Here is a 13,429-nt window from a genome sequence, read left to right on the forward strand (position 1 = left end):
GTCAAACGCCCCCTCGATGCTGCATCCACCAGCCGCTCATATGGGCCGCTGACTCCACGCAGCCGAAACGGGCGCGCCAGCCGAATTCGTCGGCCATCCGCGCGACCGAGAGCGGCGCGCGGTGCCGCCCATGCAACTTGATGAACGTCTTTTCTTCCGGCCCCGCCAGCCGGCATTGCAGGCCGGAATGCAGCGCAGCGAACGCCTCACCCCATTGCAGCGCGGACCAATTTGCACCGCTGGAGATGTTGTAGAGACGATGGCGCGGGCGCTCGGCTTCGATCAGCACGGCCACGGCTTCGGCAGCATCGATGGCGTAAATCCAATCCTTCATCCCCAGCCCCGGCATGAGCGCCGGCATGCCGCGCGCAAACGCGGCCAGGATCTGGAACTGGAGGCTCGGCGTATCGCGCACTGAGCCGGGCCGCTCCCACGGACCGAACACGGCACTTAAGCGGACGTTCAGGAAATCGCCGCCAAAGAGTTCGGCGTGGCGGGCCACGGACCGCTCGGACGTGAACTTGCTGATGGCGTAGAGCGAGACGGGATCGCAAGGCGTTTCCTCGTCCAGGACTTCGAACCGCGCACCTGATGCGCCATAGGCCGATGCCGATGACAGATTGACGACCCGCCGGACACCATGGCGGATCGCCGCGAGTAGAATGGGGATCTGCGCCATCACGTTGATCTCAAGGACGCGCGCAGTCGATGCACGCTCGAGCTTCTCGCCGGCCGTAACCGCCGCGCCGAGCACGATCGTATCGCATCCCTCGGCAATGAGGGCGTCGATGTCTTCTGAGTCGGTGATATCGCCCTGAACGACCTTGAGCCGTTCGCGATACTCGCCCAGCGATCGCTGCGCAGCCGCAGGCAGCGGTGCACGATCATACAGCGTCACCTCGTGCCCGCGCGCGAGCAGCACCTCGGCGAGATTGAGGTCGACAAAACCGGTGCCGCCGAAGATGACGATCTTCATCGCGCGCTGTCCGCCGTCACAGCAGTCTTGCTCCAAAATTCCGTTCCGGATCCATGTCGACGACCAGCCGGCCGGTGGGCTTCGCCGCCTCGCCGCCGCTGCGCGCCAAAAACTTGCCGCTGCCGGGGCTCGCGAGGCACTTGTCGCCGTCGATGATGACACGGCCACGCGAGAGCGTGGTCACCGGCCAGCCCTTCAGCCTACGGCCTGCAAAGGGCGTGTAGCCGGCGAGATCGTGCATCGTCTCGTCGGCGATGGTGACCTCGCGGTTGGGATCCCAGATCGCGATATCGGCGTCGGCGCCGACTGCGATCGAGCCCTTGCGCGGATGCAGATTGTAGATCTTGGCCGGCGCCGTCGCGGTCAGCTCCACGAATTTTTCCAGACCCAGCCGGCCCTTCGACACCATCGCGTCGAACAGCAGCGGCAGCCGCAGCTCCAGCCCCGGCAGGCCATTGGCAACCTGCTTGAAGCTCGGATTGGGTCCGGCGCGCAGCTTTCCGGTTTCGTCAAAGCGATACGGCGCATGATCCGACGAGATGGTCTGGAGATCGCCGAGCGACAGCGCCTGCCACAGCGCCTCCTGATCCGCATGCGTGCGCGGCGGCGGACTGCACATCCACTTGGCCCCCTCGGAGCCGGGCTTGTCGAGGTCGGCGGCGGTGAGGAACAGATATTGCGGACAGGTCTCGGCAAAGACCTTCAGCCCCTGCCCGCGCGAGTCGCGGATCACCTTGGCGCCCTCGGCGGTGGAGACATGGAAGATCATGATGGGCTGGTCGATCAGTGCCGCCATGCCGATCAGACGCGTGAAGGCCTCGGCCTCCGACACGCGGGCGTGACTGACGGCATGGTATTTCGGCATGGTGTAGCCGCGCGAAAGCAGCCGCTTCACCATCCAGGCGATGATGCCGTGGTTTTCGGCATGCGCGCACAACATCGCGCCGGACTGGCGCGCGGCAAGGAGAATGTCGAGCAAGGGCTCGTCGTCGACCTTGAGCCGGTCGTAGGTCATGAAGATCTTGATCGAGGCGTGCCCCTGCTTCACCAGTGCCGGAATATGCTCCTCGACCGTCTCCTTGGTCGCGTCCGCGATGATCATGTGAAAGGCGTAGTCGATCACGGCGCCCTTCTTCGCCAGCGCGTGATAATCCTCGACCACTTGCGGCAGCTTCATGCCGACATGCTGAGCCGCGAACGGGATCACCGTGGTGGTGCCGCCGAACGCCGCCGAGACGGTCGCGCTCTCGAACGTATCGGCGTTCATGATGCCGGCTGCGGACAGCTGCTCGATATGGGCGTGGCTATCGACGCCGCCGGGCAGCACCAGCTTGCCGCGCGCGTCGATCTCGCGCTTGGCCTGTGGAAGCCCGCGGCCGATGGCTGCGATGGTCTCGCCGGAGATGGCAACGTCGGCCTCGAAAACGTCGGTCGTGGTGGCGACGCGTCCGCCGCGGATGATCAGGTCGTAGCTGGGTTCAGTCATCAGGCACTCCGTGATAGGCTTGGGCAAATGATCTCCATGTCGCAGGAAGACCATCATGTCGCGGCCGCGCATTCTCGTCATCAATCCGAATTCCAACCCTGCAGTCACGCAAGGGCTGAAAGACGCGCTGAAGCTGCTCGGTTTCGAGGGCGGACCCGAAGTGGTCTGCCAGACGCTCGCCGAGGGTCCGTTCGGCATCGAGAGCCAGGCCGACGTCGACAGCGTCGCGATGCCGCTGCGCCGGCTGGTCGAAGGCGACAACAACTCGTCGGCCTTCGTCATCGCCTGCTACAGCGATCCCGGCCTTCAGGTCTGCCGTGAAGGCACCGACCGCCCCGTGTTCGGCATTGCCGAGTGCGGCGTGCTGACGGCGCTCGCGCGCGCCGAGAGCTTCGGCGTCATCGCCATCGCGCAGCGCTCGATCCCGCGCCACATGCGCTATCTCAGGCAGATGGGATTGACCGAACGACTCGCCGGCGAACGGCCGCTCAATATGAGTGTCGCCGAGACCGCTTCGGGCGAAGGAACGCTGGCGAAGATGATCGAAGTCGGCCGCGCGCTGCGCGACGAGGACGGTGCCTGCGCCATCGTGATGGGCTGCGCCGGCATGGCGCGCCATCGCCGTCCGCTGGAAGACGCGCTCGGCATTGCCGTGATCGACCCGACACAGGCGGCCGTCACCATGGCGTTGGGGACTGTGCAGTTCTCGGCTCACTAGACGTCCTTCAGCTCTTTGGTCCCCTGCCGCGCGATCGCACGGATCGAGCTCGCGCAAGGCAATGCCGGATATGCTTTCGCCCGCCATCGATGTCACGTCTCCGGCGGCGGCACGGCGCCGGTCTGACTGGTGATCAGGCCGTAATGCTCGATCCGGCGATGCCGGGCGAAATCGAAGATCGTGGTCTTGCCGAAGATCGTCGCATCGAGATCGCAGGCGTGGACCAGAACCTCGTCGTCCTCCGTCTTGGCTTCCGCGACGATTTCGCCATTGGGATCGACGATCAGGCTGCCGCCGAACAGCGGGTGGCCGTCCTCGACGCCGGCCTTGGCCACCGCGACCACCCAGGTCGCGTTCTGATAGGCGCCGGCCTGCACGGACAGGCGGTTGTGGAACAGCCGCTTCTCGACGCCCTCCTCGCTCTTCTCCGCATTGACCGACGGCGTGTTGTAGCCGATCAGCACCATCTCGACGCCCTGCAGACCCATCACGCGATAGGTTTCGGGCCAGCGCCGGTCGTTGCAGATGGCCATGCCGATAATGCCGCCGAGCTCGCGCCAGACGTTGAAGCCGAGATCGCCCGGCTCGAAATAGCGCTTCTCCAGATGCTGGTGCGAACGCTTGGTGTCGTACTCCACATGGCCCGGCAGATGAACCTTGCGATATTTGCCGACGATCTTGCCCGACTTGTCGGTGAGGATTGCAGTGTTGAAATGATGACCGTCGGGCGTCAGCTCCGCATAGCCGAAATTCATCGCCATCCCGTGCTGCGCCGCGCGCTCGAACAGAGGTTTGGTCGCCGCGTTCGGCATTTCGCGCTCGAACCAGATGTCGAACTCGGCGCGGTCCTCGACATACCAGCGCGGAAAGAACGTCGTCAGCGCCAGCTCGGGATAGACGATCAGGTCGGCGCCCTTGCTCTTGGCTTCATCCATCAGCGCGATCATGCGCTGGACCACGGCCTCGCGGCTGTCGGCTTTCTGGATCGGGCCCATCTGGGCAGCGGCGAGGTTGACGATACGCATCAGCGATTTCCTGGTGATCTCTTGGGGAAAGCCACGGCTTCAACGAATTGCCGGCGCGCAGCTTAACGTAGCCTCGTCCGGATTTTCCGGCCGGACGCCGGCGAAACCGCATGGTGTGCATTGCATGGCCCGCATTCAACCGCGCTCCTTGTCGGAAATATCAAGGCCATGGTCGAGGGCGTCGAGCAGCTGGTCAGCCTCACGATCGGAGATGACAAGCGGCGGCGCCAGGAACAGCGAGGTTTGCTCGCCGCTGGTCCCGATCACGGCGCCGGCCTCCAGCGCCCGTTCCGCGACGCGCGAGGCGATCGGCACCTCGGCGGTGTCGGCATGCCAGGTACGCCAGTCCGGACCGTGCAACTCCACTGTCCAATGCAATCCCTGACCCGCCACGCGCCGCACGCTGGAGTGTTTTTGTGCGATCGCGAGCAGGCGGCGGCTGAACAGCTTTTCCAGGTGCCGGACGCGCTCCAGAATCTTCTCGTCGGCGACAACCCTCAGATAAGCGCTGACGGCAGCCATGCTGATCGGATGGCCGCGCAAGGTGCCGTAGTTCTGCCAGCTCGTGCCCTTTAACCGCTCGACGATCTCCTTCGACACGACGACAGCCGCGACCGCCGCCGCCCCACCGCCGAGCGATTTTCCGAGCGTCACGATATCAGGGCGGCTTTGCGCCCCCTGAAACGCGAACCAGCGCCCCGCGCGCCCAGCACCGGTAACGACCTCGTCCGCGATCCAGTACGAGCCTGCCTGCCGCGCGTGCCTCGCCACCTCGTCCTGATAGGCACCGTCGTAATAGATGCCGCCCTGCGTGTAGTCGATGATCGTTGCCGCGGTGTCCGAGAGCAGACGCGGAGCATCCGCCAGATATTCGCTGGGCGGGGTGTTGTTGGCCGCGCCGCCGTAGATCGCGCCATCAGGCGCCGGCAGGATCCGCACCGGGGCCATCGGCGCCGGGAGCTTCGAGCCGCCGGCATGCACCGCTAGGCCGCCGTGCCATTGCGGCTGCACCGTCATGTTACGCGACAGCCCGGTGATGCCGTGATAGGCGCGCTCTCGCGTCGCGAGCGCCGAGCGCTGCGTCAACGCCTGGCAGAGCGACAGCGCCATGTCGTTGGCCTCGCTGCCGCTGATGCAGAAGCGCACCGCGGCGACCCAATCCTCCTCGCCCGCAAAGGCGATGGCCATCAGATCGTCCGCCGCCTGCTCGCGGCCGATCCAGGTCCAGCCTTCGTTGACGACGGGCGTATCGGCCGCACGGCGGATCGCCTCCACCATCGCGGGATGGCGGTGGCCGAGGCCGCCGCCGGTGTTGCTGCCGTCGATCAGCTTGCGGCCGTCCGCAAGGTGAAAGTAGACGCCCTCGCCGCCGACCACGGCCATCGGCGCGGCCCCACCCGCGTTCAGCCCGGTTCGCAACAATTTGCTCATGGCACTTCCCTCATTCGGCGGCCCCAGTGCCGTAGCCACCGCCGCCGCAAGTCTCGACGGTGACGAGATCGCCTTGTTGCAACACCAGGTTCGACTTGCCGTCGATCGCGATGCTTGCGCCATGCCGGATCAGCGAGATGCGGCACGGCTTGCCGGGCTTTCCGCCCTGCATGCCAAACGGCGGGATCACCATGCGTTCGATGCAGGTGGTCAGATGCATCGACGGAGCCAGGATGCGGTAGGCGCGCACGACGCCATCACCGCCGCGATGGGCGCCGGCGCCGCCGGACTGTCGGCGAATGGACTGCTGCTCGAGGCGGATTGCGTAGCTTGCCTCGATCACCTCGACTGGCGTGTTCGAGGTATTGGACAGATGCACCCGGGTTGCCGAGATGCCGTCCCGATCATGACGCGCACCTTCGCCGCCGCCATGGACTTCGTAAAGCATCTTCCACGAACCGTCCTGCCGCGGCTGCGCAAAGAACAGGACGCCCGCGGTGGTCGCTCCGCCTGCCGACAAACGTTCGGGAATGGTGTCCTGCATGGCATGAAAGATCGCGTCGACGATGCGCATCGAGGTTTCGTGGTTACCGGCGGCGACGGATGCCGACCAACCCGGTTCCAGGATCGAGCCTGGACGCGTGATGATGGTCAAGGGGCGGAGCGCACCCGCGTTCTGCTGCATGTCGCGGCCGCTCATGATGCGCGCGGCATAGGCGACGGCGGAGCGCGCCATGAACGGGGTCGTGTTGCAGAAGTTCGAGACGCGGTCGCAGCTTCCGGAGAGATCGAAGGTCGCTTCGTCGCCGACGATGGTGATTTTCACATGGATGCGCGCGGGCGCGTTGTTCTCGCTGCCGTCGTCCAGATAGTCCTCGCCCTCGTAGACCCCGTCCGGCAGCGCGCGGAGCGCCTCGCGCATCTCGATTTCGGACAAATCGTGCAGGCGCGACTGCGTCGCCATGAACACCGCCTTGCCGTGCTCGCGACAGAGATCGACGATGCGCCGCTCGCCGGCCTTCGTCGCCGCGATCTGGGCGAGAAGATCGCCTTCGCCGGATTCGGGGTCGCGAATGTTGGCCTTGAGCAACTGCACGATCGGCGTATTGACCCCCGCCGCGGTCGCGATCAGCACCGGTGGAATGCGCATCGCCTCCTGGAAGGTGTCGATGGCCTTGGCAAAATAGCTGCCAGGCCAGGTGCCGCCGATATCAGGCCAATGTGCGAGGCTGACCGCGAACGCCACGATCTCGCCGTCGACGAAGATGGGTCGCACGACCTTGACGTCGTTCAGATGGTTGCCGCCGAGCGCGCCGACGTTATAGATCAGCACATCACCGTCGTTCAGGCTGTCGCGCGGCACGACCTTCAGCAGTTCGGGAATGGTGTAAGCCATCGCGCCGAGATGGATCGGGATGTCGCGGCCCTGCCCGACCAGGCTGCCATGGCCGTCGGTTATCGCGGACGACAGATCGCCGGCCTCCCGCAACAGCGGTGAGCGCGCCGAGCGCGTCATCACCAGGCTCATCTCCTCGGCCGCGGCGGAAAGCCCGTGCCTGATGACCTCGACGACAAACGGATCGAGCTTCATGTTGCCCTCCGCGTCAGGAACAGATTGCCTGCGGCATCAGGCTTCGCCTGCCAGCCGGGCGGCATGACCACCGTCGACCACGCATCTTCGATGATCGCGGGGCCGTTGACGATATCGACCATCGCGGCGCGGTCGACGATCGCAGTCTCGACCTCATGCAGGCTGTCGAAGGAGCAGATGCGCGTACCTGACGACACCGCCCTCACCAACGTCACCGGCCGGTTCACGACGGTCGTGGACGGACGACGCGCCTGGACACGCGCGGATTCAATGACGCAAGGCTCGCCCGTCGCGTAGCCGAACAGTTCGTGATGTCGGGCGAGGAAATCCGTCTTCAGCTTCGCTACATCCAGCGGCAGCGCAAAGGGCACCGGAATGGCATCGTTCTGTGCCGCATAACGCATCAGCGCCGCCAGCTCGACCTGGATTTCCGCCTTCGCAACGCCATTGGCGATCAGCGGCGCCGAGGCATCGTCGATCAGCGTCCCGATGCGCTCCGACACGCGCATGAGATCGATGCCGTCGAGTGCGGCGCGCAAGGTCTGCTGCTGCAAGAAGCTGAAATCGGCGGTGAGACAGCCCAGCGCCGAGAACGCGCTCGATGCACTGGGCACGACGACCTGCGCGATGCCATAGAGATCGGCGAGCCCGGCGGCGTGCATGGGGCCGCCGCCGCCGAAGGCGAGCAGCGTGCAGTCGCGTCCGTCGATGCCGCGCTCGACCGTGACGCGGCGCAGCGCGCGAGCCATCGTCGCGTTCGCGACCTTGATGATGCCAAGGGCCGTTTCGGTCAGGCTCAGGCCGAGCGCGCGCGCGATCGGCCCGATGACGCGCCTGGCCGCCTCGATATCAATGCCGATCCGGTCGCCGAGCTTGGTCGCGGGATTGAGATAGCCGAGCACGGCATTGGCGTCGGTGATGGTTGGCTCAAGGCCGCCGCGGCCGTAGCAGGCCGGCCCCGGCTCGGAGCCGGCGCTTTCCGGCCCGACGGTGAGGCCGCCGGGACCGTTGCGCACGATCGACCCGCCGCCGGCGCCGATCGAATGAACCGCAAGCATCGGCTGGCGCAGCGGCTTGTCGCCAAGCATGCGGCCGTCGGTCATTTCGGCCTGGCCGTCGACGATCAGGCAGACGTCGGTCGTGGTGCCGCCCATGTCGAAGGTCAGCATGCGCGGCGTACCAAGCTGGCGGGCGATGCTCACCGACGCCGAGACGCCGGCCGCCGGGCCCGACATGGCCATCACCAGCGGCCGCTGTTTCACCGCGGAGATCGGGACCATGGCTCCGGCGGAATGAAACACCTGCAAGCCCGGGCCGATCGGCAGCCGCAGCTCCAACTCGCTCAGATATTCGACCGCGATGGGCATCGCGGCGGCGTTGAACACGGTCGCCGAGGTCCGCTCATATTCGCGTGCCTCGGGATTGACCTCGTGCGACAGCGAGACATGGGCGACGACATCCTTGAGGCGCTCGCCCAGCATCTTCTCGTGCACGGGATTGGCATAAGCGTGAAGAAGGGCAACCGCGACGCTCTGGACGCCGGTCTGCTTCAGCCAGTCTACCAGACGCTCGATCTCGGCTTGTTCGAGCGGCTTCAGGACCCGCCCTTCGTGATCGAGGCGCTCGGCGAGCCCAAAGCAGCGCTCGGGCGGCACGAGCGGCGGGGATTTCGGCGGAATGTCGAGCCGATAGAGATCGCGGCGGCGATAGCGCGCGATCTCCAGCACATCGGAAAAGCCTTCGGTCGCGACCAGCGCTACCTTCGGCAGCCGGCCCTCGACGATGGCATTGGTCACACGCGTGGTGCCGTGGACGAAGCGCTTGATCTCGCTCTTGCGCAAGCCCACCGCCTCGATCGCCTCCAGCATCGCCTGAACCGGAGCGTCGGGGCGCGACGGCACCTTTGCGATCCGCGCCTCGCCGGAGCCACGCCGGATCGCGATGATGTCGGTGAAGGTGCCACCGATATCGGTACCGACTTCCCAGTGATTTTCGGAGGAGCTCATGTATTGGGGTCAACTACGTGCGACGTCCGAACCGAACGCCGATCCTTCCCGTCCATCACAACCTCGAGCGTGCATCGTGCATCCTCCGTCATGCCACCGTCTGCGAGCGTGCGACAGAGTGGTGGGCGCGGGCTAGGGCCAGCTTTGTCGCAATCCACCGGGCCAGCAAGCGACCGGCCCCGCTCACCAAGCCACGGGCTGCACATTTTGGTGCAGCGCTGCCCGCACAGACAGCACGTGAACGCGACCATGCCATGCGGGAAAAGTGCAGCGCACCACGGATATTCTCCGCATAAAACGTAACACCCGCTGCACTGCAATCGGCGCGATCGAGATCGTCTGTCTAATTTGCAGGCGACCGACTGGCCCTCGCGGGATAGCGGAGGCATCCGCGAGCTATGCACAGCGGTCGGCTCAGCCTCTCTTTATTGTACGAACAGTAAGAGAGGACATTTTCCGGTCGCGGGGATGCCGATCGATACCTCGATCAGATCAGGCTCGACTTGCCACGGCTCAGCACCTCGCCCGCACCTCTGTCTCCGACGATATGGCCCCGCTCGAACACGACCCGGCCGCGGGCAATGGTGGTCACGGGCCAGCCGGTGACGTCAAAGCCTTCCCAGGGCGTATAGTCGGATCCGTGGTGCAGATCGGCCTGCCGGATCGGCTTTGTCAGCTTCGGATCCCACAGCACGATGTCGGCGTCGAAGCCGATGCCGATCGAGCCTTTGCGAGGATAGAGGCCGTAGATGCGCGCGTGATTGGTCGCGGTCAGCTCGACGAATTTTTGCAACGTGATCCGTCCCTTCGAGACGCCCTCCGAGAACAGGATCGGCAACCGTGTCTCGACACCCGGAATGCCGTTCGGCACCCAGCGGAACGAGGTGCGGGAATTCGGCGTCAGCTTGCCCTTGGGATCGTCGTAGCGGAACGGACAGTGATCGGAGGAGAAGGTCTGGAATACGCCTGATGTGATGCCCTCCCAGATCGCCTGCTGGCTTTCGACATCGCGCGGCGGCGGCGAGCAAACGTACTTCGCGCCTGACATGTCCATGTTCAGGCCCTTCATGTCGTCGGCCGTCAGCGTGATGTATTGCGGGCAGGTCTCCGCATGCACCGGGAGGCCGCGCTGCTGGGCCCAGCGCACCTGCTCCATCGCTTCACGGCCGGAGACGTGGACGATCATGATGGGCACGCCAACGATCTCGGCATGGCTGATGGCGCGGTGCGTTGCCTCGCGCTCGACGGCCTGTGGCCGCGAGGTGCCGTGATAATAGGGCGCGATGTGGCCTTCACGCTCGAGTTTGGTGGTGAGGAAGCGGATCGCGTCATAGCCCTCGCAATGGACCATGACCAGCGCCTCCTCGCGGCGCGCCACGTCGAACACCTCGAGCAGCTGCTTGTCGCTGAGCACGAGGTCGTCATAGGTCATGAACACCTTGAACGAGGTGTAGCCATCCTTGACCAGGGCCGGCAGTTCCTGCCCGAGCACGATCGCGGTCGGATCAGAGATGATGAGATGGAAGGCGGTGTCGATGTAGCACTCGCCCTCGGCGAGCTTGCGGTAATTCTCGACACAGGCGCGCAGCGAGGTGCCCTTCTCCTGCAGCGCGAAGGGCAGCACCATGGTGTTGCCGCCGGCAGCGGCGGCACGCGTCGCCGACGCGAAATCGTCGGCCATGACCACGTCGGGGCCCGAGGGCTGCGAGATGTGAACGTGGCTGTCGATACCGCCCGGCAGCACCAGCAGCCCGGACGCGTCGATCTCGCGCGCCGCGCCTTCGATGCGGCCCGCAATGCTGACGATGCGTCCGCCCTGAATGCCGATATCGGCGGAAAACTCGTCGCTGGCCGTCACGATGGTGCCGCCGCGAATGGCGAGATCGAGCTGGGTCACAGGAGTCTCCGTCACTTGATGGCTGCCGATGTCTCGAAGATCCGGCCCCACCGCGCAAGGGGCGCGATGTCGCCGCCGGCGAGCTCCAGCATCCGCCACAGCGTGACCGCGACCGAATCAAGGACCGCGACGCTCAATTCCGGCTCGAGCGAGGCGGCGAGCGCCGCACCATCGAGATTGGTGCAGAGAATGACGACCGCGTCGGCGCCCTCCGTCGCCACGGCGCGGATCATGTCCGCGATGGCGCCAGCGCCGACCTCGCCAAAGGAAAAATTGTCACGCAGGCCGAGATGCCGCTCGGCATGCGGAGCAATGCCTTCCTCGGTCCAGACATTGCCGATGCGCTGCTGCACGTCGTCCGTATAGGGCGAGACGAGGCCGACACGTTTGGCGCCGAGCGCGCGGGCAGCATCGATGCAGGCAAGCGTCGACGTCGTCGCGGGCACGCCGGTGCGCGCGGTGATGGCTTCGCAAAGGCTCCTGTCGCGACCGACGCCGAGCCAGCTTGCCGACGTGCCGTTCCAGGCGATGGCATCGACCTTGGCATCGGCCAGCAGGTCCGCCGCCGGCAGCATCGCCGAGACATCGAACTGGCTCAGCGCAGCGGCGTCCAGCGCGATCTCCGTGACACGGAACCGCGAGAAGTGCGCGGTGACGCCGTCAACGCCTTGCAGCATGGCGGCGGTGACGGGCTCCAGCACCGAATTGGAGGACGGCGTGATCATGCCTAGACGCTTGCGCAAGATAGACATCGATCACGATCGCCCCATCGGGAGAGCGCACGGCTGCGCTCCCTCAGTCGATCATCCTCGCCCGTCGTCGCCCGCGCAACCCGCAATTTGCATGGTCCATATGATTTGCCCGAGACGCGGCTCAAGCCGCGAAGGTCGACCGCAAGCGCCGCCAGCCGATGACGATGCCAGTGAGCGAGAACACAAGCCCAGGCGCGCAAAGCCCGACGATCAGGACATCGCGCAGAAGCGGATGCGCCATGAGGACAGGGAAGTCGAGTGTGTGCAGCGCGCTGTAGAACCAGCGGTAGGCGCGCCGCGAGGCGTCCAGCCGTTGCAGCACGTGCCCGTCGGCACCGTCGATGTCGAACCAGAGATCGCCGCAGCGGACGCGATAGACCGGGGCTCCGGGGACGACCGATTGTGCGGGATAGCCGTCATTCCGGGCCAGAACGGACGGCGGAACGCATCCGTTGGCGAGGCGCGCCGCGAGCCCTTCGACCTCGCCCGCGCTCAGAAATTCCTCGTGGGAGGCATTCCCTGCCATGGCCAAGGTCTGGACGCCGAGAACGGAGCGATCGCGGCGATAGAGTTGGCCGCCGAACGCGAACCATTCAATCTCGCGGACTGACGGCGCCATCGGCTGTCGATCGAATGACGGAGCCGCCGTCCAGTCCGGTGCGACGTTCATCACGTCCGCTTCGGCGCGGCTCAGTTCGCCGCGCGAGAACAACCGGCCGTGATCCATCGAAAGCCAGCCGCTGAAAATCCACGTCAGCACGAACGCCGTTGCAGCAAGGCCAACAAGGTGATGCAGCGCATGCCAGCCGCGGTAGGGTGTCGAGATCCGGCGATCTCGCATCCTGAGCCGTACGGTCCCGAGCACCGCACCCAGCGAGGCTGCAAGCAAGGCCAGCAGCGACAGCGTCCAGACGACGCGATCCCACAGAGACCAGTTGCTCCGCAGGACCGTCGGATAGATCCAGTGCAGCACACTGCCGGCCCAATTCCAGCCGCGCTCGCCGCGCGCCGTATCGAGGACGACCTCGCCGGTGCGCGACGAGACATAGAGCTCCGTTCCCGCGGCATCGCCGAGGGCGATGCGAAACAAGGGCCGATGGCGGTCAAAGCCGTTCGGCACGCTCCATTGATCGTAGTCCTCCAGAGCGACGATCCCGGCCCGCGCGGCGTCGAGCCCGCGGCGGCGGGCGTGATCCCGCGCGATGGCGAGCGCAAGATCGGCGGACATCAAAGCTGCGTCCTGCCCGTCGGAGGCACTGACCGCACGGACGCGCGATGGCCCCGACACAATATAGACCGATCCGCCGCTCAGCTGGACCAAACGCACGCGCGTGGCGTCAGTGACCCCGCTCGCAGCGACCGCCTCGGCGATCGAGATCCTCATCTCCGTACGCGCCACCGGCGCGAGCGCGGCAAAGCGCTCCGCCTCCGTCAGCGACGGAAACGGGACGAAGTGCATCACGATTCCGGTTCCGAACCACATCGCGAACAGCAGGCAGAACGCGATCCCGAGCCAGCGGTGCAACAGGACGATCGCGCCCATCATG

General features: G+C 65.7%; 10 protein-coding genes. 1 reads left to right on the forward strand and 9 read right to left on the reverse strand.

Annotation, left to right across the window (positions count from 1 at the left end):
* Nucleotide 1: 1 nt before the first annotated feature.
* Together UNPA324_RS18235 and hydA (UNPA324_RS18240) are read right to left on the reverse strand one after the other, a co-directional pair.
* Nucleotides 2–976 (reverse strand): NAD-dependent epimerase/dehydratase family protein, encoded by a 975-nt coding sequence (locus tag UNPA324_RS18235; protein WP_141935270.1) that lies wholly within the window; start codon nucleotides 974–976, stop codon nucleotides 2–4.
* A 16-nt stretch (nucleotides 977–992) separates the two neighbouring features.
* The gene (gene hydA / locus UNPA324_RS18240) at nucleotides 993–2,462 is read right to left on the reverse strand and encodes a dihydropyrimidinase (RefSeq protein WP_141935271.1); all 1,470 of its coding nucleotides are present in this window, start codon (nucleotides 2,460–2,462) and stop codon (nucleotides 993–995) included.
* A 55-nt stretch (nucleotides 2,463–2,517) separates the two neighbouring features.
* Here hydA (UNPA324_RS18240) and UNPA324_RS18245 point away from each other — a divergent pair, with 55 nt between their 5' ends.
* Complete coding sequence (locus tag UNPA324_RS18245; protein WP_141935272.1) at nucleotides 2,518–3,180, forward strand: aspartate/glutamate racemase family protein; 663 nt, start codon at nucleotides 2,518–2,520, stop codon at nucleotides 3,178–3,180.
* Between the two features lie 92 nt (nucleotides 3,181–3,272).
* Here UNPA324_RS18245 and UNPA324_RS18250 read toward each other — a convergent pair whose 3' ends face one another.
* The 7 genes from UNPA324_RS18250 to UNPA324_RS18280 all read right to left on the reverse strand — a co-directional run bounded on the left by UNPA324_RS18250 (nucleotide 3,273) and on the right by UNPA324_RS18280 (nucleotide 13,428).
* On the reverse strand, nucleotides 3,273–4,205 hold the full coding sequence (locus tag UNPA324_RS18250) for an N-carbamoyl-D-amino-acid hydrolase (protein WP_128922579.1): 933 nt from the start codon (nucleotides 4,203–4,205) through the stop codon (nucleotides 3,273–3,275).
* Between the two features lie 135 nt (nucleotides 4,206–4,340).
* Nucleotides 4,341–5,636 carry an aminotransferase class III-fold pyridoxal phosphate-dependent enzyme gene (locus tag UNPA324_RS18255; protein ID WP_141935273.1) on the reverse strand — a complete coding sequence of 432 codons (1,296 nt, stop codon included), beginning with the start codon at nucleotides 5,634–5,636 and terminating at the stop codon, nucleotides 4,341–4,343.
* A 10-nt stretch (nucleotides 5,637–5,646) separates the two neighbouring features.
* On the reverse strand, nucleotides 5,647–7,227 hold the full coding sequence (locus UNPA324_RS18260) for a hydantoinase B/oxoprolinase family protein (protein WP_128922581.1): 1,581 nt from the start codon (nucleotides 7,225–7,227) through the stop codon (nucleotides 5,647–5,649).
* Nucleotides 7,224–9,233 (reverse strand): hydantoinase/oxoprolinase family protein, encoded by a 2,010-nt coding sequence (locus UNPA324_RS18265; RefSeq protein ID WP_141935274.1) that lies wholly within the window; start codon nucleotides 9,231–9,233, stop codon nucleotides 7,224–7,226. The genes UNPA324_RS18260 and UNPA324_RS18265 overlap by 4 nt, the downstream gene beginning before the upstream one ends.
* A 487-nt stretch (nucleotides 9,234–9,720) precedes the next feature.
* Complete coding sequence (gene hydA, locus UNPA324_RS18270) at nucleotides 9,721–11,130, reverse strand: dihydropyrimidinase (protein WP_181769431.1); 1,410 nt, start codon at nucleotides 11,128–11,130, stop codon at nucleotides 9,721–9,723.
* An 11-nt stretch (nucleotides 11,131–11,141) separates the two neighbouring features.
* Nucleotides 11,142–11,882 (reverse strand): maleate cis-trans isomerase family protein, encoded by a 741-nt coding sequence (locus UNPA324_RS18275; RefSeq protein WP_141935276.1) that lies wholly within the window; start codon nucleotides 11,880–11,882, stop codon nucleotides 11,142–11,144.
* A gap of 121 nt (nucleotides 11,883–12,003) precedes the next feature.
* Nucleotides 12,004–13,428 carry a PepSY domain-containing protein gene (locus tag UNPA324_RS18280; RefSeq protein ID WP_141935277.1) on the reverse strand — a complete coding sequence of 475 codons (1,425 nt, stop codon included), beginning with the start codon at nucleotides 13,426–13,428 and terminating at the stop codon, nucleotides 12,004–12,006.
* Between the last annotated feature and the right edge of the window lies 1 nt (nucleotide 13,429).

Source organism: Bradyrhizobium sp. UNPA324, assembly GCF_006658635.1.
Classification (GTDB): Bacteria; Pseudomonadota; Alphaproteobacteria; order Rhizobiales; family Xanthobacteraceae; genus Bradyrhizobium; species Bradyrhizobium nanningense.